The organism is Helicobacter fennelliae (assembly GCF_900451005.1).
Taxonomy (GTDB): Bacteria; Campylobacterota; Campylobacteria; order Campylobacterales; family Helicobacteraceae; genus Helicobacter_B; species Helicobacter_B fennelliae.
This window is the reverse complement of the sequence record NZ_UGIB01000001.1, coordinates 173,779-200,706: the sequence shown is the minus strand read 5'-3', so window position 1 is coordinate 200,706 and position 26,928 is coordinate 173,779. Positions and strand designations below refer to the sequence as shown.

Genomic DNA, 26,928 nt, shown 5'->3' with positions numbered 1-26,928 from the left:
TTTGCAAAATGAGTATGCAGTAATACATCAAGCTTTGCTATTTTAGATTCTATAAATCTTGGCAATACAATCTCACCTCCGCACATTCCTTTTATTAGATTTAATGCACCACTTAGATTCTCGCTTCTAAAGAAAATCCAAGTGAGATTGATAAAATTAAATGTCAGAATCCACGCAAGGAGTTTGTAAATTTTGCTTTGTAGAAATCTTGTATTTGTAAGGTTAAATGCTTCAAGTAAGAATCTATAAGCTCTATGAGTACACATCGCAAGCCCATGCAAAATCCCCCAAATCACAAAGCCCCAACCAGCTCCATGCCAGATCCCACTTATAAACGCCACGATAAAAAGATTGCGTAAAGTGATAAATTTGCTATATCTATTGCCTCCAAGTGGAATATAGACATAGTCTTTTAAGAATCTCCCTAAAGTGATATGCCATCTTCTCCAAAAATCAGCAATATTGCTCGCTTTATAAGGTGAATTGAAATTTATCGGTAGCACAATCCCAAAGAATAATCCCAAACCAATAGCCATATCGCAATATCCACTAAAATCAAAATACAACTGAAATGTATAAGAGAGTGCGCTCGCCCATGATTCAAAAAAATTTAGCACAGAGCCAGATTCTACTGCCTTAAATCCAGCATTTGCCCAGATCCCAAAGCTATCGGCAATACAGACTTTTTTGAATAAGCCTATACTAAAGATAAATAAGCCTTTGGCAATGTATTCATAATTGATACTGATACTTTTTGCAAGAGATTGAAATTGGGGCATCATTTCTTTGTGATGCACGATAGGTCCGGCAATGAGCTGTGGAAAAAATGTAATAAACAAACAATAATCTAAAAAATCAATAGAGAGAGATTTGGATTGGTTTTTGTGTGTTGTGAGTGTTTGATTTTTTTGAGTGTACGTGTGAGATTCTGCTATATCAGATGTATCAATCCTTTTATAACAATCCACCAAAAAAGCAATCTGCTGAAATGTAACAAATGAAAGTGCGAGAGGCAAAAGAATATGAGGTAGCGGAATAGTAAAATCTAGATGCAGAATCTGCGTAAAGAAATTGAAATTTTCTAAGAAAAAATCAGTGTATTTAAAAAATCCAAGCAAGCTTAGATTAAATATAATACCAATGATAAGATACAATGAACTTGAATGCAGACAGAAAAAAGATAAAAGAGTTGGTTTAAAAGTTGTAGGTGTGGATTGAGAATCTGCATTAAGCGCAGAATCTAAAGTATTGTGAGATTTGAGATGTAAAGGATTTTTAGAGTCTAGGTTATTTTGAGAGAGAGATTTTTTAGATTCTGTGGAATCTTGATTTTTAGATTTTGTTATGCTAGAGTGTTTAATTTTTATCTTGCTAATTTTTGATTTATTTTCTTTTTTATTTTTTGACTTATGTCGTCTTAGCCCCCCCCCTCATTAGCACTTTAGAAGCTTTTTGAGATGAAAAAGCCAAGTAAGAAAGTAAAGATGAAAATAACGATGGTAAAGTATCGCATACTTTCTTTGGATTAATAATAAGAAGCGCAAGAAAATAATTGACACAAATAGAGCTAAACAAAATCGGTAAATATTCTATCTTCCAATACGCATAAAAAAAGAGTGAGCTAAGCACCAAAAAAAGCTTTGCATAGACATAATGATGTGGAAAAGAAGTGTTTTTTAGCACCATAAACACAACCCACACAAGAGGCAAAAACATAAAAATAAAATTAAAAGAGCTGAAAATCATTGGTGTCCTTTTTTCTAGTTTCCATAGAATCTAAAATCTATGCCATTTTGTCGTCATTGCGAGGCTTCCGCTAGGAAGTCGTGGCAATCCATTTTGACTAGATTGCTTCGTCCTATCGTCCTCGCAATGACGATTTAAAATCTAAATCCTCTTTTTTGCTTCTTTTTGCAGATTGCTTCGTTTAGGGCTTATCTTGTATTATTTTGGCGACGCACGAAAAGTAGCGACTAACTCGCTAAACTTGCAAAACTACAAAAATAAGCTCAAAATCTAGAATTTCTAAAGAAATTCTAGATTTTAAGATGAGTTTGCAAGGGCTTGCAAGGGTTTGATAGATTGTGAAGTTTTGAGTAAGGAGATAAGGCTAGTTGCCTATCGACAAAACGAAAAACAAATCTCGTAGCTCAAATCGCTTAAAAGCTAGGATTTAGATTCTATAAAACATCACATCAAATCGCGCCCATCACGCAAAACCTTAAGATGAGCTTTTAGATTCTGCTTTTTTTGTGCCAAATCAGCGAGTTTTTGAGCGAGCATTGTAGCATAATGCTGATAAAAAATCTCAATTTCCGCACTTAAATTAAAAAGCATTTTTTTGTAAAGCGAATTGGTTAAAAAAAGCTTGTCTTGATACAGCCCATAGTGGAATCCTTGATTGATAAAGTCTCTAATGTTTTCAAACGTTGGTATCCATAGCGCAAACTCTTTTGGATTTTCTTTGTGCTTTTTGAGCGCGAATGTGATTTTGGCATCGATTTTTTCAAGTGCAAGTTCTATGGCATTTTGGTAACTTATAATCAGCAAATGGCTTAATGTCTCAAGCTCGCTTTGCAAAGCAAAAAGTGCTTTTTGGCTAGCGTTTTGATAGTCTTTGGTGAGAGTTATTGTGAGCGGTTGTTCGTTATCTTGGGTATATTTTTGCACTTGAAAAAGCCATTTGTGGAACGTTTCTTGGAATGTTTGTAATTCTTGATGTAAAAAGCACTCAAAGCTTTTGCCAAAATTGCTGATTTGAAATCTTAGCTTTCTCAAATCGCGTATGGTTTGGTTTTCGTTGTGGGTGAGTAGGCTTAGGATTTCATCTTTTGGCAGGGTTGTGATTGTTTGCTTGAGTGTGTGAAGTTTGGTGAGCCCAAATGCGCTTTTGTGGGGAATGCTAAATTCTATTTCCTGCTCTCTTAGGGCATTAAAGATTTTAAGACTTAGATTCTCAAGCTGTGCGTCATATTGCCTAAAAAGCGCGTCAAATTCATCTTGCAAGTGCGTTTGCAAGAGATCAAATTTTATTTGTGCGTTTTGGAGGGAGAGATAGGATTGAAGCTCTTGGAGTCGCAAGGCGTATTTGTGCGTCATATATAATTCTTGCAAAGTGAGGGCTTGGAGCTGTTTTAGGATTCTGTGTGGTTTGTAAGATGAGGCATTAGGGATAATTTGTGTATAAAGAAAATCCAAAACCGCTTGGATATTAGATTCTGCTTTGCGTGCGTGATCTTGGGCTTGTTTGGCAGAGATTGCTACGATGTGTGAAAAAAGCCCGCTAAATGCTTCGTTGGCATATTTTAGGCTTGTTTGGATTTCATCTTCATTTTTGAGTCTGTCTTTTTGATTAAGCACGCAGATGCTCTTTGTAGCGTATTTTTGTATATGCGAATGCAGAATCTCTTTTTCGCTATTTTTGCCGACATTATCAATCAAAGAGAGCCAAATAATTCCATCAGCTTGCTTAAGAATCTCATTTGTTGTTTTGGTATCAGATTCGTTTTGGGAGTTAAATCCGGGCGTATCTAGGAAGGTGATTGAGCGCAGAATCTCAACTGGCGCATAAAGCTTGAAGTGTGAGATTTTTGCAAGGGTTTGTTTGTTTGTATTGTTGAGAAATTCAAGAGGCATAAGGGTAGTTGTGTTATTTGCAAAAAACACTTCAAGCCCTAATGTTTGCCCATAGCAAATCTCGCACACTTTGGCTGTAACGGGTGTGATTCCGCTTGGGAGGATTTTTTGCCCTAAAATCGCGTTTAAAAATGTGCTTTTGCCGCTTGAGAATTGCCCGATGACAGCGATTTTTATCGGTGAGTCAATAAGACTTACAAGCTCGTTTAGAGTGTGTTTAGCAGATTGTGAGAGTGCGGCAGTTTGGGTGAGGATATATTTTGTTTGGTTTATGTGATTTTCTAGCGGATTTTGAGAGTGTGCAATGCATTCTTTGATGAAGTCCTCAAGGAGCGTATCTGCGTATAAGAGTTGCGCGCTTTGTGCGTTTTGCGCTCTATTTTTTGCATTGTCTGTGGTTTGTGTGCTTTGGTTTTTGGGGTTTGTTAGATTCGTAGGATTCATTGTAATGCCTTGATGATGAGGGATATTTCGTTTTGGATTTCTTTGAGGGCGTTTTGTATCGGCGCGATTGAGTGCTTTTGGCTCTCTTTATTTTGGGCTTTTTCAAGGGCGTTTTTGAGATTATTTTGGGTTTGGGCGATGTTTTCTTGTAAAAGTTGCTTTTTTGTGGCGAGATTTTGGTTTAGAGAGTCAAGAAAGAGTGCGACTATTTGGGCGTTTTTTTGCGCGATAAGCTCACTTAGTGGCATAAAGCCGTCTTTAATGGTAGAGCTAAGGCTAGATTCTAGTTTGGATTGGGATTGGGTAATGAGTGTGTGGATAGAGTTTGCAAGAGTGTCTGCGATTTGGCTAATTTGAGCGTTATGAGTGGCAAGATTTGTGGTGAGATTGGTTATTGGTAGGTTCTTTTTGCGCGCAGAATCTACGCTAGAATCTAAACCAGAATCCAAACTTGCAGAATCCAAAAATTGCGCGAGTTTTTTGGCGATTTTGTATTTGTAATCCCGACTCAAATCCACAAAACTATCGGTGAGATTGGTTGTAACGATATGCTTGATTCGCTCAAGTGTTGGGGTTTTTTTCTTTGTCGCTTCATAGCGCGCATCATCAAGAATTAGAGTTTTGAGTTTTTGGTTTTGGAGTGATAGCTCTGCTGTAATGTGCTTTTGCAAAGCGTTGAGATAGTCGTTAAATTCTTGTGTTTGGGTGTGTATGAGTTGCTTTTCTTTTTCAAGATTAGCAAGCAGGGCTTGGTTTTTTTCTTGTATATCTTGGATAAGGTCGGCTGTTTGCTCTTTTGTGAGGTTTAAGATTTGAGATTCTAGATTGAGTGCTTCAAGCTTTGAATCAATCACTCGCGCCAAATCTCTATACGCGACAAAAAGTATATCTTTGTGTTTTGGGCTATTTGGGCTAAAAAGCATTGTGTTAAGATAAGATTCTACTTTGGTGATGTTTGTTTGCTCTAAATTATAGCCATTTTCAAGCGCGATTTGAGGGTGGTTAGTCTTATGCAAAAGCGCGTAAAATCCAGCAATAGGTATAAACTCAATGCGCTTAAGCAGGGCGTGTATATCGTTGTTATTGTGATGTTTGTGAAGTTGGGTTGTGAGTGAGTTTTTGGTGTATTGGAGGGATTGATGTAGCTCCTCAGGGCTTAATAAATCCGCCCTTGTTAGCACGATAAGAAGTCGTGCGACATTATGGATAAGCAGTGCATCTAAAATAAAGTCAATATCAATTTGGCTTGCCGCACAGCTTGCATTCATCACATGGATAAGCAAATCGCAATTTCGCACATATTCTTTGGTGATCTCTTCGCGCTTAATGATTGGATCATCAAGTCCGGGCGTATCGACTATTTCAACGCCATTTTGCAAAAATGAAAGCGGTGTAAAAATCTCAACTTTTTTGACAAGATTACAAAGCTTTGGCTTGGCATTTGCGGAGGTGTAAAGGCTGATTGCATCAAGAGTGATTTGTCGTGTAGATTCTTGAAGGAGTGTTTCAAGCTCATCTTGAAAAATCACACGACTTTCTTTGACAAAATCCTGTATCAAGGGATTTGTAGATTCTTGAAGTTCGCTCCATTCTTGCTGCGTCCAAAAATGTATCGTGGCGTATTTTTGCGTGTCGTATTTAAGGATTGTAAGATTTGCTGTTTCTGGGATTGTCGAAGTGCCTAAAATCTCTTCGCCCAAAAGCGCGTTTAAAAATGTGCTTTTTCCGGCACTAAGCACGCCTGTAACGCCGATTGAAAAATGCTTGTCTTTGGCTTTTTGGATTATGGATTTGATTTGTTGTAGAAAATGGCTCTCTATTTGCAGTTCTGCAATTTGTGCTTGTATGGATTCTAGCTCGTTATCTAGCGCAGTAAGATTGAGTTGTGTTTGGGGTTTGGATTCTTTGTTGAGGGCGTGCTGCTCAAATATATCGATAAGATTTTGCGCGCATTGAGAATCCAAAAGCTCACTTGCGCTCAAACGCAAAAAAAATGGCTTGAGTGCGTTAAGCTCATTTATATCAGTGCAAAGTAGAATCTGGGATTGGAGGGATTGCAAAGATTCTAGCGTGTGGGGTTTGGGATTAGATTCTGGGGTTGTAAGGCTTGCAAGAATGGCTTTAAAGATTGGGTTTTTTATGTATATGCTGAAGTTGTCTTGGTATGTGGAGAGAATGATTGCTTTTGCTTGAGGCGGGAGTGAGGCAATGGTATGTGAAGTGGCTATGCCGGCTGTAAAGTCTATATCAGAAGTGTTTGGTGCGCTATTTTGAGCGGTGTTTATGGTAGCACTTTGAGGTGTTGGATTTGGTATTTGAGAGTTGCTAGAATCTACATAATTTGCATTATCTACATTATGTAATGTCGCAAAAAAAGCCTGCAATAATTGCACGCAATCTTTATTATTGGCGCGCTGTGGGTTGTTTTCTTCTGAAATCATTTGGGTTCGCTTTGTGATGATTTGGTGTATTCTACCAAAATTTATTATTAGGTTTAAGAAATTTGAGGTTTAAGAAATTTGGATTTTGAAGTATTTTGGAGTTTTAAAAATTTAGAATCTAAAAATCTAGAGTTTAAAAAAGATTTTGTTATTATAAAATTTTTCATTTATATTGAAAGGTATTTAAAAAAGGAGTATTTGCGTGGAGAGAAAAGATACATACAAATTAGAAAAAGTCGGGTTACGTGATGTGTTTATTCATTTTATGCATAGCGAGGCGTTTGGTGGGGTGTTTTTGTGCTTTACGGCTGTGCTTGCGATGATTATTGCAAATTCGCCATTTAAAGAGCAGTATTTTGCGTTTTGGCAGCTTAAGCTTGGATTTGAGATTCAGGATTTGCAGACGATTTTTGGGTTTCAAATCGGCGATAATGGATTTATCGGATTTAGCATCAAAGAATGGATTAGCGATGTGCTTATGGCATTGTTTTTTTTGATGGTTGGGTTAGAGATTAAGCGAGAGATTTTGTTTGGTGAGTTAGCGACTTTCAAAAAAGCTATTTTTCCAGCCCTTGCTGCGATTGGCGGAATGATTGTGCCCGGACTAATTTATTATTGTCTCAATTACAATACCCCATCAGCGCATGGATTTGGGATACCAATGGCGACAGATATTGCTTTTGCGCTTGGTGTGATTATGCTACTTAAATCCAGAGTGCCTATGGCATTGAAGGTATTTTTGGTTACTTTGGCGGTGGTTGATGATTTGGGGGCGATTGTTGTTATCGCGCTTTTTTATACTTCAAGCTTGCATTATGTGTGGTTTTTGGTGGCTATATTATTGATAGTTGTGCTGATTGTGATGAATAAAATGGGTGTGAAAATTTTGTTTCCTTATTTGTTGGTTGGGATTGTGCTTTGGTTTGCGATTCACCATAGCGGAATCCACGCGACCATAGCAGCAGTGATTTTGGCATTTTGTATTCCGACTGCACCAAAGACAAAATTTGAGGATTTCGCGCCTTTGGTGGGAAATATGACTAAAAGCTTTGTGCAAAACAACGACACAACGCAAAAATTTTTAAATGATTCTCAAGTGCGAGCTTTGAGAGATATTCAAACAGAGCTTGCGACCGTTCAAAGCCCATTAGGCAGGCTTCAAAGGACATTGCACCCTTGGAGTGCGTATTTTATTATGCCTTTGTTTGGATTTGCAAATGCTGGGGTAAGCATTAGTGGTGATATAACATTTAATATTGATCATATTTTCTTAGGCATTGCATTGGGGCTTATTGTTGGCAAGCCATTGGGGATATTTTTGACGACATTTTTATGTGAAAAGCTAGGGATTGCTGCGCGACCTGCTGGTGTATCGTGGGTGCAGATTCTGGGGGCTGGAATGCTAGCGGGCATTGGATTTACGATGTCTATATTTGTATCTGATTTGGCGTTTGAAAACACTGCCAACGCGCATGTGGCTATGGAAGTCTCAAAAATTGCTATTTTGAGTAGTTCGCTTACAGCAGGCATCATTGGCGCGTTTTTTTTAATGCTGATTTCAAAAACTAAAGAAAAATAAATAAACAAATTGCTAAAATACTGGCTTGATTTTATCATTAAAGGATATGTATGGAAAAAGAAGGTAGTCTTATAGTTTCGTTATTGCCATTGGTTGTGCTTTTTGCGGTGTTTTATTTTTTCTTGATTCGTCCTCAAAGGGTGCAAGCCAAAAAACACAAAGAAATGCTAGAATCTCTCAAAAAAGGCGATAAAATAGTCTCCCAAGGTGGATTTATTTGCGAGATTTTAAAGGTTGAAGATGGGTTTTTTAGTGTGAGATTAAGCGATGAAAGCACAGCGAAACTTTCAAAAGAATATGTAGCGTATAAAGTTGATCCTACAAACACAGAATCTAAACAATGAAAATTTTGAATCCTCGTTTAATTGTTTTTCTGATTGCGATTGTGTTTGGTGTCATCTTTTCGATACCTTCGTTTTTTCACACACAAGGTCCAAAGATTAATTTAGGGCTAGATTTGCAAGGGGGATTAAATCTCTTGCTAGGCGTAGAAGTCGAAGAAGCTATCAAAAGTCGCTACTCTTCCATAGCGTCTTCTATTGATTATGCGACAAATCAAAAATCTATCCTTTTGAGTGGATTGCAAGCACAAGATGATAATGTGCAATTTGAGCTTATAGATTCTGATGATACAAAAGATCTTCTTACCATACTTGAAGGTATGCGCGGGGTAAAATTTGACTCAAGCGATAATCACTACATCATCACAATGACCACACAAGAACAAGATGAAGTGCGTAAGCAAGCCATAGAGCAAGCTATCTCTACGATTCGCAATCGTCTTGATCAATTTGGGCTAGGCGAGCTTAGCGTAACACAACAAGGCAAAAATAATATTTTGGTTGAGTTGCCTGGTGTCAAAAGTATGCAAGAAGAAGAGAGAATCCAAGATCTCATCTCAAAAGTGGCGTTTTTGCAAATGATGGCAGTTGATGAAGAGAGAGTTGCGCGAGTGTATGAAATGAGCGATTTTGAAGCGCAAAAATACAATGATGTGATTTTGGAATTTGCCAAAACAACAAAAGAAGCGCAAATCGCCCAAGCTCAAGGCAGAGAGGCTAAGATTCTGCTTAAGGCTGTGCCGATTTTGGACGGAAGTATGATAAGCGATGCGCGTGTGGCGTATGATCAAAATAATCGTCCAGTGGTATCTTTTAGCCTGAATTCAGAGGGCGCAAAGCGATTTGCGGATTTTTCGGGAGCAAATATCCGCAAAAGAATGGCGATTGTGCTTGATGGGAAGGTGTATTCAGCACCAGAGATAAAAGAGCGCATAGGCGGTGGAAGTGGGCAAATTAGCGGAAGCTTTAGCGTGGAGGAAGCAAGCGATTTGGCTATTACATTGCGAAGCGGGGCATTATCAGCACCTTTGAGTGTGCTAGAAAAGCGCAGTGTGGGTCCAAGCCTAGGAGCAGATAGCATCAAAGCCTCTATGATCGCACTTTTGGGTGGGTTTATTTTGGTTGTGTGCTTTATGATGATGTATTATAGTATGGCTGGTGTGATTGCGTGTGTAGCGTTGATTGTGAATCTATTAATCATCATTGCGGTTATGGCGATTTTTGGGGCGACATTGACATTGCCGGGTATGGCTGGGATCGTCCTCACGGTTGGGGTAGCCGTAGATGCAAATATCATCATTAATGAGCGTATCAGAGAATCTTTGCGCGCAGGAGATGGTATTACAAAAGCCATACATATCGGGTATGTCAATGCTTCAAGGGCGATTTTTGATTCAAATATCACTTCTTTGATCGTATCTGTGCTACTTTATGCGTATGGGACAGGACCTATTAAGGGATTTGCGATTACGACTTGTATAGGGATTTTGGCTTCTATTATTACCGCAATTATTGGCACACATGGATTTTATCAGGCTATTTTGCCTTATATCACTAAGTCAAAACGACTTTATTTTTGGTTTGGTGTGCGCTATGTAAATGATAAAAACGCAAATAACACATAATGGAGTAAAGAAGTGGAAATTTTTAAACAAGTGAAAATTATTGATTTTGTGAAATATTCAAAATATGCTTTGATAGTAAGCTGTGTTTTGATGATTGGCTCTTTTGCTTTATTTGTAAAGCCGGGCTTTTCTTTGGGGATTGATTTTGCTGGGGGAAGCGTTATGCAGATCAAATACCCAGAACAAGCGCCTATTGATGATATACGAAAGATTCTAGAATCTCAATTTAAGGGGATTTTAGTCAGCGAATTTGGCTCAAAAGAAGAGGTGCTCCTTAAGATTCCATTTATCGCAGAAATCCAAAACGATACACTCTCACAAATGATTGTCAAAGATCTTGCCCCAACGGGTGAATTTGAAGTGCGTAAATTTGATAGTGTCGGCTCAAAAGTAGGAAATGAACTGCGCCAAAAAGGCATTATGTCTTTGATTCTGGCATTTTTGGCAATGATGGTGTATGTGAGTTTTCGTTATGAATGGCGATTTGCGTTGGCGGGGATTTTGGCATTGGTGCATGATGTTGTGATTGCTGCGGCGTGTGTGATTATTTTTGGGATTGATTTAAATCTTGAAGTGCTTGCTGCTCTTTTGACATTGATTGGGTATTGTATCAATAATACGATTATTATTTTTGACAGAATCCGAGAAAAAATGCTTACAGACAAAACAAATGATATAGCCTTAGTGATGAATGAAGCCGTATCAAATACACTCTCGCGAACACTTCTTACAACTCTAACGGTGTTTTTTGTTGTTTTGACTTTGTATATTTTTGGCGGGGAGATTATCGTTGGATTCTCGTTGCCAATGGTTGTTGGCGTTCTTTGTGGGGTTTATACTTCAACCCTTGTCGCCCCACAATTAGCGATTTTGTTTAGGTTTGATATTCAAAAATACCACCACAAAGAAATGCTTAAAGAAAAGCGCGCACAAGAGCGCAAAAAAATTAGACAGCAATATGAGGGTGGCAGAGTATAGAATATAGCAAGCAGACATTATATTTAAATATTTAAGATAAGTAATATCTAGAAATAGGACACTAAAGATGAAAACATATAATCCTAAAGTGATTGAGAAAAAATGGCAGGATTTTTGGCTCAAAAACAATATGTATGAGCCCTCGTGGGACTTTGATATACCAAAGAAATATATTTTAAGTATGTTTCCTTATCCAAGTGGGGCTATTCATATGGGGCATGTGCGTAATTATTCTATAGGCGATGCGATTGCGAGATTTTATAGAATGCAGGGATTTAATGTATTGCACCCCATAGGGTTTGATGCGTTTGGAATGCCTGCCGAAAATGCAGCTATCAAGCACAAAACCCACCCCAAACAATGGACTTATGCCAATATAGAGACGATGAAAAAAGAGCTATCTTCGCTCGGGCTTTCGTTTTCAACGCAACAAGAACTCGCCACTTGTGATCCAATCTATACAAGGTGGGAGCAAGAGTTTTTTATCCAAATGTGGAATAAAGGGCTTATTTATCGCAAAAAATCATTTTTGAATTGGTGTCCAAACGATCAGACGGTTTTAGCAAATGAGCAGGTAATTGATGGTAAATGCTGGCGTTGCGATACAGAAGTTATCCAAAAAGAAATGGAGCAATACTATATCAAAATCACTGATTATGCGGAAGAGTTGTTAAAAGATTTGGAAGGCTTAGAGGGGAATTGGCCTGCTCAGGTTTTGCTTATGCAAAAAAATTGGATTGGTAAATCAGATGGATTGCAGTTTGCTTTTGAGCTTGAGGCAAAAGCAAAAGAGCTTACCAAAATCCAATCTTTAGAGGTTTTTACAACGCGAGCTGATACGATTTTTGGCGTTACATATTGTGCTATCGCGCCAGAGCACCCTTTGACAAAAGCGATATTTGAGTTTTTGCCAGAATCTAGCCAAAAAGAAATCCTAGCTATCCAAAACACTTCAACGCGCGCAAGGGCTACTGCTACTAAAGAGGGCGTGGATTTGGGAATCTGTGTAATCCATCCATTGACAAAAGAGCTTGTGCCAATTTGGGTGGCGAATTTTGTGCTTATGGATTATGGAAGTGGTGCTGTTATGGGCGTTCCAGCTCATGATGAAAGAGATTTTGAATTTGCAAAGATATATCATCTGCCAATCAAGCAGGTTTTGCAAACAAAACAAGAGCTTCCATTTACTCAAGAAGCCCCGCTTATGCAAAGTGGTGTATTTGATGGGCTTTGTGGAGATGAAGCAAGACGACGTATTATTGAGTTGTTTGAGAAAGAGGGAAATGGCAAGCATATTGTGAATTATCGTTTGCGAGATTGGGGCGTGTCAAGGCAAAGATATTGGGGCGCGCCAATTCCTATGGTGCATTGCAAAACTTGCGGGGTGGTGCCTGAAAAAATACAGAATCTACCGATTAAACTGCCCGATGATGTCGTGATTGACGGGGAGGGCAATCCATTAGCAAAGCATGATGAATTTAAGCATTGTCTTTGTCCAAAGTGTGGAAAAGAAGCACTAAGAGAGACAGACACAATGGATACTTTTGTCGAATCAAGTTGGTATTTTTTGCGCTATACTACACCCAAAGAATTATGGCAAAAGCAGGCATTTGATGAGAAATCGCTTGCATATTGGATGGAAGTTGATGAGTATATAGGCGGGATTGAGCATGCGATTTTGCATTTATTGTATGCAAGATTCTGGACAAAAGTTTTGCGTGATTTGGGGTATTGCACTTTTGATGAGCCATTTTCACATTTACTCACTCAGGGAATGGTGCTTAAAAATGGCGCAAAAATGAGTAAATCCAAAGGCAATGTCGTCGATCCAAACTCGCTTATAGATCAATATGGCGCAGATACAGCGCGATTGTTTATATTATTTGCAGCACCGCCTGTGCGTGAGCTAGAATGGAGTGATAGTGGCGTTGAGGGCGGGTATCGCTTCATAAGGCGATTGTATGAGCGAAGCGGAAGTGCTTACAAAACACAAAGCATTCCAAAGATAGATTCTAGCGCGCTAAACAAAGCCCAAAAACTTGCACGAAAAAAAGTCTATGAGGCGTTGCAAAAATCGCATGATGTTTTTACAAAGCGGGCGAATAATTATAATTTCAATACGCTTATCGCCTCATGTATGGAAGCACTCAATTTTCTTTCAAATCAAGATAATGCAGATATATGGACGGAGGGTTATTTTATTTTGCTCTCAATCCTAGAGCCAATTATTCCGCATATTTGCTGGGAGTTGAGCGATGAATTATTTGAACGCAAAAATTTTTGCACACTTCAAATCGATCCACAAGCTCTTGTGAGTGAGAGTGTGGTTATGGCACTTATGGTTAATGGCAAAAAAAGAGGAGAGATGAGCGTGGGTGTCAATGCTACAAAAGAGGAGATTCTAGCACTCGCGCATCAAACCATAGAAAAATGGCTTGCTGATGTAGAAATCAAACAAGAGATTATCGTGCCATCTAAATTGGTGAATTTTGTCGTAAAATCTTGATGTTTAGAGCAGGGCATGGGATTTTTAGACATAAATAATGCGAGAGGTTTTTTGGTGAGAGTTTTTGGCACAAGATATTTGTGTGTTTGTTTGGTGATGTTGTGCTTTGCTGGCTGTGGCTATGTGCCTTCATCAACCTATACACAAAGACTTTTAGGCAATCAAGTTTTTGTCAAACTCAATATCAATCTTGCAAATCCGGAAAATTCAGTAGAGCTCAAAGATTTGGTTAATAAAATTGTGATTTCAAGATTCCAAACGCGCCTCTCAAATCAAGAAAATGCAGATAGCATTATCACGATTAATATTAATAAAATTATCGATAATCCTATGGCTGTAAGTAGCGATGGATTCTCGAGTTATTATCGTGTCAATACATATGTAACATATGAATATAATGACAAAAAAGGCACAAAAAAAACATTTAGCATTAATGGGTATTATGATTATAGCTTATCGCTTGATAATCCACTCACAACTTATAACAATCGAGATTATGCACTCAATCAGGCTTTTTCTCAAACGCTTGATAAATTTATAGCGCAAATGTCTTTTGAGGGAAGCGAGGGGAGACGATAGGTGGATTTAGATTCTTATCTCAAATCAAAAGGCAATGAATACGCGCCATTTTGCCCAGATAGAGCAAAAAACATCTACAATAAGCTTAAAATACATTTGCAATTACCGCGTACGATTATCCATATCATCGGCACAAATGGCAAGGGCAGCACCGGACGATTTATCACATTAGGGTTAGAGCAGCATAATTGCAAAGTTTTGCATTTTACCTCGCCACATTTATTTGACTTCAATGAGCGATTCTACAAAAACGGCTCTTGTGTGAGCGATACGCAATTAGAGCAAGCACATGCATTTTTGCAGCAATTTGACTACATACAAGAGGCAAGCTATTTTGAATATGCGACTTTTTTAGCGTTTGTGCTGGCTTGTGATTGTGAATTTTTGGTGCTTGAAGCGGGGCTTGGCGGGGAATTTGATAGCACAAATGTGGTAGATTCTACGCTAAGTGTCTTTACGCCAATCTCATACGATCATCAAGAGATTTTAGGTGAAAGCATACAAGAAATCGCCTCAACAAAGCTACGCGCAATGTCTAAGTGTAATGTAATCGCCCCGCAATGCTTTGAAGAAGTCAATCACATAGCGCGCACTATTGCCAAAGAGCGCAATGCCTCACTTGTTTTTGTAAGTGAAAAAATCAATGATAACAATCTCTTAAAATACGCGCAAAAACATCATCTTGCACCATTTTTAACGCAGAATCTCAATGTCGCTAAACATACGCTTGCGTTGCTTGATAAGGAGATTGATTTTGATAGGCTTAGTGGCTTTAATCTTTTGGCGCGTGCTTGGCAGCTAGAGCCAAATATTTTGGTTGATGTCGGGCATAATGAGGCGTGCGCGCGGGAGATTTTGAAAATTATTGGCAAAAAACAAGTAAATTTGGTGTATAATAGCTTTTTTCAAAAAGATGTAGTCAAGATTTTGCAGATTCTAAAGCCTATTATCAAAAAACTTCTTATACTAGATGTTGTCAATGATAGGATTTTGCCAAAAGATCAGCTCATTGCGATTTGTAGGGAATTAGAAATTGATTGGTCTGATTTTAGGGGTGTAGATGCAGATTCTGAATATGTCGTATTTGGTTCATTTAGCGTTGTAAAGGAATTTTTGGAGAGGAAAAATGCAAGATAGATTAGTTGTTTCTATTGCTGATGAACATGGAATGAAGCAGTTTTGTATGCCCAAAAAAGCGACAAAACTTCTTTTTATCATTGGCATTGTTGTTCTTTTGTTTTTTCTTTTAAGCTTCTTGGCGATGAATTTTTTGATGAATCAAATCAATACGATTGCGACACAAAAGCAAGACGCACTTGCGCGCTATCATTCGATCTACCAAAAAAATGCGATTTTAAAAAGCGCGATCAAAGAAAAAAGCGATGAGCTTGCGGTGGTGAATTCTAAAATCGACAAACTCGAAGACATTGTTAGTATCAAAAGCAATAACTTCAAACAACCTCAAATCAACAAAATTGACTTACAAGATCTTAGTAACGATCAAAAAATGCTTTTATTGAGCTTGATTCCAAATGGAGATCCGCTCAAGGATTTTCAAAGCAAAGTTGTTACTTCAGAGCGCATTCACCCATTGCGAAATATAAAGGGCATAGAAGGCGGAATGGATTATCTTGTATCGTCCAAAACGCCGGTATATGCGACTGCTGATGGTGTCGTGATGCTCGTGCAAAGCAATGGTAAAACAGGATATGGCAATCTTATCAAGCTCACGCATTCATTTGGGTTTTCTTCTATGTATGCGCATTTAGATAGCTTGGCTGTCAAAAAGGGCGATTTCGTCCAAAAAGGGCAAATAATCGGATATAGTGGCAATAGCGGGCGATCAGATGGCGAGAGATTGTATTATGAAGTTGGGTTTTTAAATACCCCGCTTAATCCGACTCATTATGCAGATTGGAGCATCAATAATTTTGATATTATTTTTGAGGGCGAAGATGGCATAGATTGGAAAAATCTCGTCTGGGCGATTGAGGATATTGCTAAATTACAAACTTTTAGAGTGAGCGTTACAGATCAATACCAAAAAGAGTCTTTATGATTTTTACAAAACGTTTGGTATTGATGATTACTGATAGAAATGGTAGTCGTTATATCAATGTCAGTATGGTATTTCGGCAAATTGTTTTGTATGTTGTATTGTTTTTTTTAAGCCTTACATTTTTTATTATTTTGTCTATTTTGGTATTTCGGACAGAGATTGCAGATATTAATGTCAAAACTTCATTGATTGAAGAATACAATGAGACAATGCTTTTGGGTAATGCGACTTTAAATGATGAGATCAATCAACGACTTGAAGAAATCGCTATCGCAAGCGATAAGGTTGATAATTTAGAAGGCGTGATAGGGGTTGATAATGTCGCAAATGAGAATCTCTTAGAGCGTATTGATGTCGCAAGTATCACCGGCGCACAAAAAGCATTTTTTATGAAATTTATTCCTAATGGCTATCCTCTAGCGACATTAATGGGAATCACAGATCCATTTGGGCTTCGCTATCACCCGGTGTTTCATATCAGGCGACAGCACACAGGCACGGATTTTGCTGCAAGGATTGGCACGCCGGTATATGCGACTGCTGATGGTGTGGTTGATATGGCAGATTCTGGGTGGAATGGCGGATATGGTAAGCTTGTCAAGCTTACACATTCATTTGGATTCAAGACATATTATGCGCATTTAAGCGAGGTTTTGGTAAAAAGTGGGGCGTTTGTCAAAAAAGGACAACTCATTGCCAAAACAGGCAATAGTGGAGTCAGCACAGGACCGCATTTGCATTATGAAGTTAGATTTTTGGAGCAGCCTATAAATCCGATTCATTTCGCACAATGGGATATGAAAAATTTTGATTCTATATTTACCAAAGAAAGGAGCATTGCATGGCAATCTTTACTAACGACAATAAACAACCTAATGGACTAGCCCAAAAACCCGGAGCAGCGACAATCATCGCGCAAGGCACAAAAATCAAAGGTGAAATTATTACAGATTGTCATCTACATATTGATGGCGAGTTTGAAGGAAGCGTGCGCTCTAAAAGCACTGTGATGATCGGAAAAAGCGGATTTATCAATGGCGAAGTGTATGCAAACAAACTCATCGTAAGTGGCAAGCTCAAAGGCGTAACAGAAAGCGATAGCGTTGAAATCGCGCCACTTGGGCGATTTGAAGGTGTGATTACTGCCACTGAACTTGTCATTGAGAAAAAGGGTGTATTTATCGGAGAAAGCAAACTCAAAGGCGCGCAATCCACAGCTAAAAATGATTCAAGCAAATCTTTATAAACAATTTCAAGAGGGTTTTACATATAGAATCTTGCTTTGTCAAGATCAAGATGAAGCACTTAAAGCATATCATCTTACCCATTTTGCTTTTACACAAAAGATTATAGATTCTACGCCTATTTTGCTTCCAGAGATGAGGCTAAGCTATCGTGATGATCTGCGAAGTTTTTTTGTAGAATTTATCGAGTGTTTGGCAAAGGTTCAGACATTTTATCAATCCAAAAACACATTGCTTATCGCCCCAATTTACTCGCTTTTGTATCCTATGCCTTCATCTCAATATACGCGCTCTATCTCTTTGCAAATCCGCAAGCATTATGATCTAGACGCACTCAAACAAGATCTGATACACTTTGGATATGACATCGTAGATGTGATAGAAATGGAGGGTGAGGCAAGCTTTAGAGGCGACATTATCGATATTTATCCGCCACTTCTTAAGCCCTATCGCATAGGGTTTTTTGATGATGAATGTGAAGATATTAAAGAGTTTGACATCGCTACACAGCTCACTTTAGGCGATAAATTAGAATCCATAGACATACCGCCTGCGCTTTTTTCGCTCTCACATGATGAATACGATGAGATTCTCTCTCAAATACAAGATTGTGAAGGGTTTGAAAACAATCTTGCCTCGCTTGGATTCTGGTTTCTCAAAGATACAATCCTTCTTCCTCAAGAATACAGCACTCTTTTGACGCAATCCGCATCAGATGAATTAGCCCAAATACTCCAAATAAAAGAAAATCTCCCTGATTTTTGGACTACGCAAAAGCTTAGTATATTGCGCGATAGTGAGGGGTATAGTGATGTTGATTTTCATCTTAGTGCGCTAGAATCTATCATCACACATAATTCCACTAAAAATATCACGCTTTTATGCAAAAGCAAAAGCCTGCTTTCTTCGTTGCATTTAAATGATAAGAATATTAAGATTCTAGATTCAAGCGATAATGTCAATTTCATCACACCCTCACAGATTGTCCTAAGCCTTACCCCAGCCAATACAACAGCAAATCCCAAATCCAAAAAATCGCGCCCAAAAATCGTGCTTGATGAGCTTAATATCGGTGATTATGTAGTGCATTCACACTATGGTATCGGAATCTTTAAAGGCATCACGCAAACAAGCGTGCTAGGTCATGTGCGAGATTTTATCGCGATTATGTATCAGGGCGATGATAAGCTCTTACTGCCTGTTGAAAATCTCCACCTCATCGATCGATATATCGCTACAAGCGGAAGCATACCTATTATTGATCGTTTGGGTAAAGGAAGCTTTGCTAAGCTCAAAGAAAAGACGCGACTAAAGCTTTTTGAAATCGCAGATTCTATCATTAAGCTTGCAGCAAAGCGCAATCTTATCCAAGGGCAAGTCATTGATGTCAAAAATCCAGAGCTAGAAGTGTTTCGATATGGTTGCCATTTTACTTTGACACCCGATCAAGAGCGCGCGATTAGCGAGATTTATAGCGATATTTCAAGTGGCAGGGTGATGGATAGGCTTTTGAGCGGAGATGTTGGATTTGGCAAGACAGAAGTAGCGATGAATGCGATTTTTGCGGTGTGTAGAAGCGGATTTCAAGCAGCCCTTATCGTTCCTACGACACTTTTGTGCGCACAGCATTTTGCCAGTCTCTCAAAGCGATTAGGAGAGTTTGGATTGCAAGTTGCAAAGCTTGATAGATTCTCAAGCGCCAAAGACAAAAAATCCATCATTCAAGCCCTTAAAAATGGCAAGATTGATGTATTAATCGGAACGCATATGATGTTTGGGCTAGAGTTTGCAAATCTTGGGTTGGTTGTGATTGATGAGGAGCATAAATTTGGCGTCAAACAAAAAGAATCCATAAAAACAATGAGTCAGAATGTGCATGTTTTGAGTATGTCAGCAACGCCGATTCCGCGCACGCTCAATATGGCACTCTCACATATCAAAGGAATGAGTCGCTTAGAGATTCCGCCAAGCGAGAGGAAAGATTCTAGGACTTTTGTCAAGAAAAAAAGCGATCCATTGATAAAAGAGATCATTCATCGCGAGCTTAAGCGAGGCGGACAGGTTTTTTATGTGTTTAATAATATCGCACAGATTGAGGGTATCGCGCTTTATCTAAAAGATCTTATGCCACATGTGCGCCTTGCGATTTTGCATTCACAAATCAGCGCAACACAAACAGAATCTATCATGGAAAAATTCGCTGCGGGTGAATTTGAGATTCTACTTTGCACCTCGATTGTAGAATCTGGAATCCACCTTCCAAACACAAATACAATCATTATCGATGGCGCGGATTGCTTTGGGTTGGCGGATTTGCATCAGTTGCGCGGTAGGGTTGGGCGAGGCGACAAAGAGGGATTTTGCTATTTTTTGATCGATAATGACAAGCAAATCACCAAAGAAGCCACAAAACGGCTGCTTGCTTTGGAGAAAAACTCATATCTTGGAAGTGGGGCGAGTATCGCTCATCACGACTTAGAGATACGCGGTGGTGGGAATCTTATCGGAGAATCACAAAGCGGACATATCAAAAATATCGGTTATAGTTTGTATTTGCGACTTTTAGAAGAGGCGATAAATACGCTTAGTGGCAAAGAAAGCATAAGCGAAAATGGCGTAGAACTACGCATTTCAGTGAGCGCGTATCTCAATCCTGAGCTTATCAGTAGCGATCGTTTGCGCTTAGAGCTGTATCGCAGGCTTTCTTTGTGCAAAGAAGTCCAAGAAGTCTATCAGATAGAGCATGAAATCGCCAATCGCTTTGGGAGTTTGGATTCGTTGAGTTTTGCTTTTATTCAGATTATTTTGATTAAGATTCTAGCAAACCAAAAAAATATCACCTCGATTCTGCATTTTGGGCAAAATATCCAAATCCAAACACGCGATAATCAAAAAATTATACTGCATTCGCCAAGCAAAGATGATGAAGATGTGCTTGAGAGTATTTTGGGATTTTTACGCAAGTAGATTCTATGAAAACTAGATTCTAGAATCTATTTTGTCATTGCGAGCAGTTGCAAAACTGCGTGGCAATCCACTTAAATAATCCTTGTTGAAGCCTGTCATGTCTTAGGCTTGCTAAAGAATCTAAATCCAATCTAGAATCTATGCAAACGCAATGGTGCATTAAGAAATTCTAGATTTTAAGATGAATTTGCAAGGGCTTGCAAGGGTTTGATATATTGTGTGGTTTTAAAGCGAGGAAATAGAACTTTAAAGAAATAAAACTCATGATTCATTGACGAAACAAAAAACAAACTCCCACAAAATCGCTTAAAAGCTAGGATTTAGATCTCATGAAAACTAGATTCTACAATTTACCCAAATGCTCGATTAATCGCAATGGCGTAAGCGCATAAGAAGCCCTCTCGCATCGCGCGGCAAGAGCATGCGCCATAGAGCCAAACAGCGCAGAATCTAGCGTGCTAAAGCCTTGCGCAAGATATGCGCTAATAATTCCACTTAGCACATCGCCACTGCCACCTTTTGCAAGTGCGCTATTGCCAAGCGGATTGATATAGATTCTGCTTTGAAAGGCGATGATAGGATTTGCGCCCTTAAGGAGTAGCACAACGTTTGGAAACATCTCACTAAATCGCAGTGCAAGCTCTATTTTTTGCGTGATTACTTCTTGGAGGCTTATTTGCGCGATCCCGCAAATCTCAAGCAATGAGACGAATTCTTTTGGGTGAGGGGTAAGCACGATGTTTGGCAAATCTTTGCGTGCGATAAGCAAGTCTTTGAGCTCGCTTGCATAAAACAAATCCGCATCAATCACAGCGCAAGTAGAGCCAAGCAAATCTATAAGGCTTATTTGCTTATATGTAGGATTAAAGCTTATTATATCGCTTTGTTTCTCGCCATTATTTTCATTATTTTCATTATTTTCATTATGTATTTCGCCGCTTTTTTCGTCATTTTTTTGGCTATTTGCGCGATTTGCAAAGTTTCTGCCAAATCCCATTCCAATGGCTATGACATTTGCATTATGCGGAATCTCTTGCGCACACATAATCTCTGGATACCCATCAAGCTGCCCAATCACACTTACAAGCCCTGCACCCATACGCAACGCAGCAAGCGCACTTAATATCCCAGCACCCTTTTTCTCTCCCATAATGACTGCTAAATGCCCGAAGTTGCCTTTGTGGCAGTTTTGTGATTCTCGAAATGGCAGTTTGAGATCGGATTTTTCAAGCAAAAAAAATGGCGTCCTTACTTCATAAAGTGCTCTACTAACGCCTAAATCTCCGACAAGCACTTCACCGACAATATCTTTTGCCATATCGCTAAAAAGCGCGAGTTTGAGCGCGCCCATACTGATTGTATAATCAGCCTTAAATGCGATTTGAGCGATATTTCCTTCCATATCTAATCCGCTTGGTATATCGCAAGCTACGCGAAGTCTTGAATGACAATTCATGCTTTCAATAAGCTTTATATACTCTACCCTCATCTCTCCGCTAAATCCGCTTCCAAACAAACAATCCACAATTACATCGCAAGGCAGAATCTTTTTGACGCGTTCGATTTCACATAAATTTGCGCGCTCACTTTGGATTTTGCAAAGCTTAGATTTTGGCTCTTTGGCTTCGTAGATTCTGACTTTGTAAGAGCCATGCAGTTTGCGCGCTAGCACATAGCCATCGCCTCCATTATCCCCGCTTCCGCATACGATTGTAATCACACTTTGTGCGTGAGTGATTTTTTGTATTAGCGCAAACATCGCATTTGCAACGTTTTCCATCAGAATCTCATCATGCAATAAAAACTTACTCAAAAGTCGCTTATCAAGCGCATTTGTGGTTTTGTAGAGATTTTGCATTATGAGTTTCCTATAAATTTGATTGAGAGAGAATTTACGCAATGGCGCGTGTTTTTGGGCGTGAAGCCTTCGCCTTCAAATACATGCCCTAAATGTCCTTTGCAATTTTTGCACACAATCTCTGTGCGTCTGCCATCGCGATCTGCTTGCATTACTACTCCTTCAAAGCAATCATCAAAACTCGCCCACCCGCACATTGATCTAAATTTAGATTCTGATGAAAAAAGTGACGTTTCGCATTGTTTGCAGACATAAATGCCCGACTCAAAAAAGTCATTATATATCCCGCTAAATGGTGCTTCTGTGCCTTTGTAAATGATGATATGCTCTTCTTGCGGGGTGAGCTTGGCGAGTTGATTATGAGGCGGATTCATTTATTTTCCTGTTTTGATAAATGTTTTGACATTGTCTATACTAAGTGCGATAAGGTTTTTGAGAGAATCCCCATACGCATACGCGATGTGTGGGGTAATCAAAAGTCTATCTTGAATGCTAGAATCTAAAAATGGGTGATTTTTACGCATAGGTTCGACTTCAAGCACATCGCAACCATAAAAAAACCGCGCTCCATTCTTTAGTGTAACTGTTACATCTTCTTCATTGACGATTCCGCCTCGACCGACATTAATAAGAATAGCATTAGGTTTAAGCAGGGCTAGAGATTTGGCATTGATGAGATTTTTGGTCGCAGGATTAAGCGGGGCGTGGATACTTATAATGTCGCATTCTTTGAGCAGATTCTCAAGGCTTACTTGAGGATATGAGGTGTTTTGATTTTTGCCACTTGTGGAGGTGTAGCATACTTTTGCACCCAAACAAGTTGCGATCTGTGCGACTCTTTGCCCAATGCTTCCAAACCCAATAATCCCCCATTTCTTAGAATCTATACTCACTCTTCCGCCCGCTAAGTGCGTAAAAGTTGGGCTTTGACTCCATTGCCCGCTTTTGCAATATGTATCATAATAATGAAGCTGACTCAAAAACTCTAATACCATAGTAATCGTATGCTGCGCGACACTTAGCGTAGAATACCCAGCGACATTTTTGACAATGATTCCGCGCTGTGAGGCAAACTCCACATCAACGATATTTGTCCCCGTAGCCGTTACACAGATGAGCTTGAGTGCCTCAAGCTGCGAAAGGATAGCTTTATCAAGCACAACTTTATTTGTCAAAACAATCTCTGCCCCCTTGCATCGCTCTAATGTCTCCTCATAGCGCGTCAGATCATAGCTGATATACTCGCCAAAATTATTTAATTCACTAAAATCTGCATCTCCCAAAGTGATTGCATCAAGATTGACTATTTTCATACCTTGCTCCTTTATGTTCTTTGTCCTTAATGTTTGTGAATCTACATTGTAGTATAAGATTCTAAGGATTGGAGGCTAAAATTATTAAGATTGAAAATTTTTAAAAAAAGTCGATTTGCAAATACATTCAAATATTTAAATGCAAGGACAAACAATGCAAACTCAAAAATCCAGTATCTTACGCAAAATCCTTATCTGTGCGCTCAGCTGTAGTGCGCTGTGGGCACTTAATCAAGACTCAGCAGAGCAAGCAACTCAAGCAACTAAGGAAGTAGAGAGTGTGAATGTAGCGACAATCCCGCAAGGCACAAATATCTCACCACTCAATAATCAACATGTAATCGAGCTAGAAGCAGTGGGGATTGGCGTCGCGCCACAAGAATCCTGCACGCCAGCGCAAGCTGTGGCTATGGCAAAACGAGCGGCGATTGTTGATGCGTATCGGCAATTAGGCGAGCAAATGTATGGAATCCAGCTCAACTCAAATGATAGCGTCCGCAATATGGTGCTTCAAAATTCTACGATCAAAACACGACTCAATGCACTTATACGAGGCGCGCAAATCAAAGAAACAAGCTGCCAGCAAGGCGTTTGCCAAGTCAATATGGAGCTTCGACTTGATGGCAGAGTGTGGAGTAAAGTATTAGGTATTTCGCTCTAGAATCTAAAAAGCCTAGATTCTTTTGAACTTTTTACTCGATCACACACTTATAATGGCACAAACAATTTTGTGTTTTTTAGCTAGATTCTAAGAGCTTTTTGATTTTTTTCCTTGTTTTTTAGGGTTGCCTAGATTTATTTTGCGATTGCAACGTTCTATTGTGTTGATTCTGTGTGCGATGACAAGTAGGGTTTTGTTTTTGGCGACATCATAAATCTCGTCCATAATCCTTGCTTCAGTCGCAGAATCTAGCGCGCTTGTCGCTTCATCAAGCACTAAAATTTCTGGATCATCATAAATAGCCCGAGCGATTCCAATGCGCTGCTTTTGCCCGCCAGAAAGCAAAATCCCACCTTCACCTACGCGCGTATGAATCCCCTCATACTCTTCTAAAAAGCTCCAAATATTTGCCTTTTTGCACGCTTCTTTGACGCGCTCTTCATCTATTTCGCTACCAAAAGCCACATTTTCCGCCACGCTTCCGTCAAAAAGATAAATGCTTTGAGGAATGTAGCCTATTTTTTTGCGCCAAGAACGTAGATTGCTATTTGTGATCTCCACGCCATCGACTAGAATCTTGCCTGATTGTGGCTTATATATGCCGATGATAAGATCAACAAGTGTGCTTTTGCCAGCACCGCTCTCCCCGCAAAACGCGATTTTATCGCCTTTTTGTATTGTGAGATTAAAATCTTTGACAATGGGCTTATGATCTTTATAGCCAAAGCTCACATTTTGAAGCTCAATATCACATGCAAACTCGCAAGGCTCATTATCTTCATAATCAGTATGATAGAGCAAATCCTCATACACTTTCTCCACTGAATGCCCATAATAGCCCATCATATTGATGTTTTGCAAGATTTTATTTACAGAAGGCAGAATCCTATACAGCGCAAGCGCATACATAGAAATGATAGGAATCACAGCGGCTGCGTCTTTGTAGCGGATAAGGATATACGCCACGCACGCGATTAGAATGCTAAATCCAATCGTCTCTAAAATCAATCGCGGAATAGGAATAATAGTCTGTGTGTAAATCTCTGCGTTGATTCTTTTGCGACTTATCGTATCGAAGGCTTTATAGACTTCTTCTTGATTGCCTTTAAGCTTGATGATTTTGAAGTTTCCAAATGTATTGGTGATGAGCTCGTGGAATCGCGCTTGCATTTCCGTGCGGATTATGCCCATTTTTTTGATTTTTTTGGTGAGGGTTTTGAGGATTAAAACCACTTGCAAGCTTAAAATCACGCTTAAAACCAAAGTCATTTTCCAGCTTGTGATAAGCAAAAGTGAATACATAAGCACGATTGTAAAAACTTCAGAAAAGATCTGCAAAAGATTTTGCACATAAAATGATGCTTGAAGTGCCTCGCCTGTAATGTTTTGGCGGATAGAATCTGTTTTTCTTTTTGTAAAGTCAAGGAAATTTAACTGCACAGCTTTACAAAAAAGTCGATACGCAAAATAATGATATTTGCGAAATGCAAAGCGATTGAGCGCATAAGTATAAGACACGCCATACGCCACGCGCAAAAAATAAAAAATAATAAGCACTGCGCTAAAAGCAATCATAAAATCTAGCGTGCTATCAAAATGACAAAAATCATATATCGTGCGCGGTATATGCTCGCTTAGAATCAAGCTTGGGTTGCTTGCAAAAGTGATAAATGGCATAATCACGCTAATACTAATTGTCTCCATAACTGAAAAAGCAATCGTCCCTAAAAATAGCATTATAAGAATGATTTTATCTCGCCTTGTTAGCAAAAATCGAAGCTGTGAGATATGGCTTTTGGGCTTTGTAATGGGCTTTGTGCTAGATTTTGGCGTGGCATGGCTTGAAGCAGTGTGCTTTGGCGAGGTGGATTTTGACGTGATAGAATTCATTGATTTTTTCTCATTTTTGATTTGTGGCAGTTATTTTATCTTTTGCACGCTTGCGTGGCAGGCTTGCATGATAGCCCCTCTCACTGCGCTAGATTCTAGCACACTTAAGCCCTCTATTGTCGTTCCGCCCGGCGTTGTTACAAGATCTATGATTTGCTGTGGGGTTTTAGATTCTAGGAGTTTGGCTACTCCTTCAAATGTTTTTTGCACTAAAATAGCACTATCGCTTCGCTTCAATCCTTCTCTCACACCAGAATCTATCAATGCTTGGGCAATGAGTGCCAAAAAAGCCGGCGAGCTTCCACTCGTCGCAATCGAACTATCAACAAGCTTTTCATTATCCACAAATACAACACTCCCAAAGCTCTCGCAAATCTCTTTGACTTCTTGCAAATCTGCGTTTTGGGTGAAAGCCACGCTACTTGATAGCCCAAATGCTGCGCCGACATTTGGCATAAGCTTGATGTATGATTTGGCTTTGATATGCTGCTTGAGAGATTCTATATTTACCCCAGCAAGCACGCTATATACGCTTTTTGCCACGCCTTTGTAGATGAATTCATCAAGTCCATAAGGCTTGATAGCCAAAATCACGATTTTATCTTGAATATCAATAGGCGCAGAATCTATGCTTGAGGCGTTGTGGAGATTGTTTGTTTGGATAAAATCTTGTGCTTTTTGTCTGTCGCGCCCGCACACTTGGATAGTGTATTTGCCATTTGTGTTTGAATCAATCCCTTTTGCAATAGCACATGCCATATTGCCATAGCCTACAAATAATACTTTCAACGCTTTATCCTTGATTTT

At 39.2% G+C, this 26,928-nt stretch carries 19 protein-coding genes and 2 pseudogenes; 12 read left to right on the top strand and 9 right to left on the bottom strand.

What is annotated here, in order from left to right; genetic code table 11:
- Positions 1–77: 77 nt before the first annotated feature.
- The 4 genes and pseudogenes from DY109_RS01070 to DY109_RS01055 all read right to left on the bottom strand — a co-directional run.
- Positions 78–1,151: pseudogene (locus tag DY109_RS01070) on the bottom strand (MBOAT family O-acyltransferase); the annotation flags it as partial.
- A gap of 256 nt (positions 1,152–1,407) precedes the next feature.
- Positions 1,408–1,746 carry a hypothetical protein gene (locus DY109_RS01065; RefSeq protein ID WP_115737726.1) on the bottom strand — a complete coding sequence of 113 codons (339 nt, stop codon included), beginning with the start codon at positions 1,744–1,746 and terminating at the stop codon, positions 1,408–1,410.
- 444 nt (positions 1,747–2,190) lie between these two features.
- Positions 2,191–4,080: a dynamin family protein gene (locus DY109_RS01060; protein WP_023946599.1), complete on the bottom strand. Its 1,890-nt coding sequence runs from the start codon at positions 4,078–4,080 to the stop codon at positions 2,191–2,193.
- Positions 4,077–6,521 (bottom strand): dynamin family protein, encoded by a 2,445-nt coding sequence (locus DY109_RS01055; RefSeq protein ID WP_023946597.1) that lies wholly within the window; start codon positions 6,519–6,521, stop codon positions 4,077–4,079. Before DY109_RS01055 ends, DY109_RS01060 begins: the two co-directional genes overlap by 4 nt.
- 265 nt (positions 6,522–6,786) lie before the next feature.
- Here DY109_RS01055 and nhaA point away from each other — a divergent pair, with 265 nt between their 5' ends.
- From nhaA to mfd, 11 genes are all read left to right on the top strand, one after another.
- Positions 6,787–8,100 (top strand): Na+/H+ antiporter NhaA, encoded by a 1,314-nt coding sequence (gene nhaA, locus DY109_RS01050; RefSeq protein WP_112059075.1) that lies wholly within the window; start codon positions 6,787–6,789, stop codon positions 8,098–8,100.
- Positions 8,101–8,150: 50 nt separating this feature from the next.
- Complete coding sequence (gene yajC / locus DY109_RS01045) at positions 8,151–8,444, top strand: preprotein translocase subunit YajC (protein ID WP_023946591.1); 294 nt, start codon at positions 8,151–8,153, stop codon at positions 8,442–8,444.
- A complete protein-coding gene (gene secD, locus DY109_RS01040) occupies positions 8,441–10,066 on the top strand; it encodes a protein translocase subunit SecD (RefSeq protein ID WP_034549158.1) in 1,626 nt (541 codons plus the stop codon). Before yajC ends, secD begins: the two co-directional genes overlap by 4 nt.
- Before the next feature lie 12 nt (positions 10,067–10,078).
- On the top strand, positions 10,079–11,044 hold the full coding sequence (gene secF / locus DY109_RS01035; protein ID WP_023946587.1) for a protein translocase subunit SecF: 966 nt from the start codon (positions 10,079–10,081) through the stop codon (positions 11,042–11,044).
- Positions 11,045–11,111: 67 nt separating this feature from the next.
- The gene (leuS, locus tag DY109_RS01030; RefSeq protein ID WP_023946585.1) at positions 11,112–13,550 is read left to right on the top strand and encodes a leucine--tRNA ligase; all 2,439 of its coding nucleotides are present in this window, start codon (positions 11,112–11,114) and stop codon (positions 13,548–13,550) included.
- Positions 13,551–13,604: 54 nt separating this feature from the next.
- Positions 13,605–14,129, top strand: coding sequence for an LPS assembly lipoprotein LptE (lptE, locus tag DY109_RS01025; RefSeq protein ID WP_244916622.1), 525 nt, complete (start codon positions 13,605–13,607; stop codon positions 14,127–14,129).
- The gene (locus DY109_RS01020; RefSeq protein WP_023946581.1) at positions 14,130–15,266 is read left to right on the top strand and encodes a Mur ligase family protein; all 1,137 of its coding nucleotides are present in this window, start codon (positions 14,130–14,132) and stop codon (positions 15,264–15,266) included.
- On the top strand, positions 15,256–16,188 hold the full coding sequence (locus DY109_RS01015) for a M23 family metallopeptidase (RefSeq protein WP_023946578.1): 933 nt from the start codon (positions 15,256–15,258) through the stop codon (positions 16,186–16,188). The genes DY109_RS01020 and DY109_RS01015 overlap by 11 nt, the downstream gene beginning before the upstream one ends.
- Positions 16,185–17,072 carry a M23 family metallopeptidase gene (locus DY109_RS01010; protein ID WP_023946576.1) on the top strand — a complete coding sequence of 296 codons (888 nt, stop codon included), beginning with the start codon at positions 16,185–16,187 and terminating at the stop codon, positions 17,070–17,072. The genes DY109_RS01015 and DY109_RS01010 overlap by 4 nt, the downstream gene beginning before the upstream one ends.
- On the top strand, positions 17,030–17,434 hold the full coding sequence (locus tag DY109_RS01005; protein ID WP_023946574.1) for a bactofilin family protein: 405 nt from the start codon (positions 17,030–17,032) through the stop codon (positions 17,432–17,434). Before DY109_RS01010 ends, DY109_RS01005 begins: the two co-directional genes overlap by 43 nt.
- Positions 17,412–20,399 carry a transcription-repair coupling factor gene (mfd, locus tag DY109_RS01000; protein WP_023946572.1) on the top strand — a complete coding sequence of 996 codons (2,988 nt, stop codon included), beginning with the start codon at positions 17,412–17,414 and terminating at the stop codon, positions 20,397–20,399. The genes DY109_RS01005 and mfd overlap by 23 nt, the downstream gene beginning before the upstream one ends.
- A 343-nt stretch (positions 20,400–20,742) precedes the next feature.
- Here the strand turns inward: mfd and DY109_RS00995 are convergent, their stop codons facing one another.
- Genes DY109_RS00995 through DY109_RS00985 form a run of 3 tightly spaced genes read right to left on the bottom strand, consistent with a single transcriptional unit; the run spans position 20,743 to position 23,570 of the window.
- A complete protein-coding gene (locus DY109_RS00995) occupies positions 20,743–22,257 on the bottom strand; it encodes an NAD(P)H-hydrate epimerase (RefSeq protein ID WP_023946569.1) in 1,515 nt (504 codons plus the stop codon).
- Positions 22,257–22,631 carry a methionine-R-sulfoxide reductase gene (locus tag DY109_RS00990; protein ID WP_023946566.1) on the bottom strand — a complete coding sequence of 125 codons (375 nt, stop codon included), beginning with the start codon at positions 22,629–22,631 and terminating at the stop codon, positions 22,257–22,259. Before DY109_RS00990 ends, DY109_RS00995 begins: the two co-directional genes overlap by 1 nt.
- Positions 22,632–23,570 carry a D-2-hydroxyacid dehydrogenase gene (locus tag DY109_RS00985; protein WP_023946564.1) on the bottom strand — a complete coding sequence of 313 codons (939 nt, stop codon included), beginning with the start codon at positions 23,568–23,570 and terminating at the stop codon, positions 22,632–22,634. It abuts the gene before it with no gap.
- 310 nt (positions 23,571–23,880) lie between these two features.
- Between DY109_RS00985 and DY109_RS00980 the strand changes: the two are divergent.
- A pseudogene (locus DY109_RS00980) lies at positions 23,881–24,231 on the top strand (LPP20 family lipoprotein); the annotation flags it as partial.
- Positions 24,232–24,318: 87 nt separating this feature from the next.
- Here DY109_RS00980 and DY109_RS00975 read toward each other — a convergent pair.
- Together DY109_RS00975 and proC are read right to left on the bottom strand one after the other, a co-directional pair.
- A complete protein-coding gene (locus DY109_RS00975) occupies positions 24,319–26,121 on the bottom strand; it encodes an ABC transporter ATP-binding protein/permease (RefSeq protein ID WP_023946558.1) in 1,803 nt (600 codons plus the stop codon).
- Between the two features lie 30 nt (positions 26,122–26,151).
- Positions 26,152–26,910, bottom strand: a complete 759-nt coding sequence (proC, locus tag DY109_RS00970; protein WP_023946557.1) for a pyrroline-5-carboxylate reductase — start codon at positions 26,908–26,910, stop codon at positions 26,152–26,154.
- Positions 26,911–26,928: the final 18 nt, after the last annotated feature.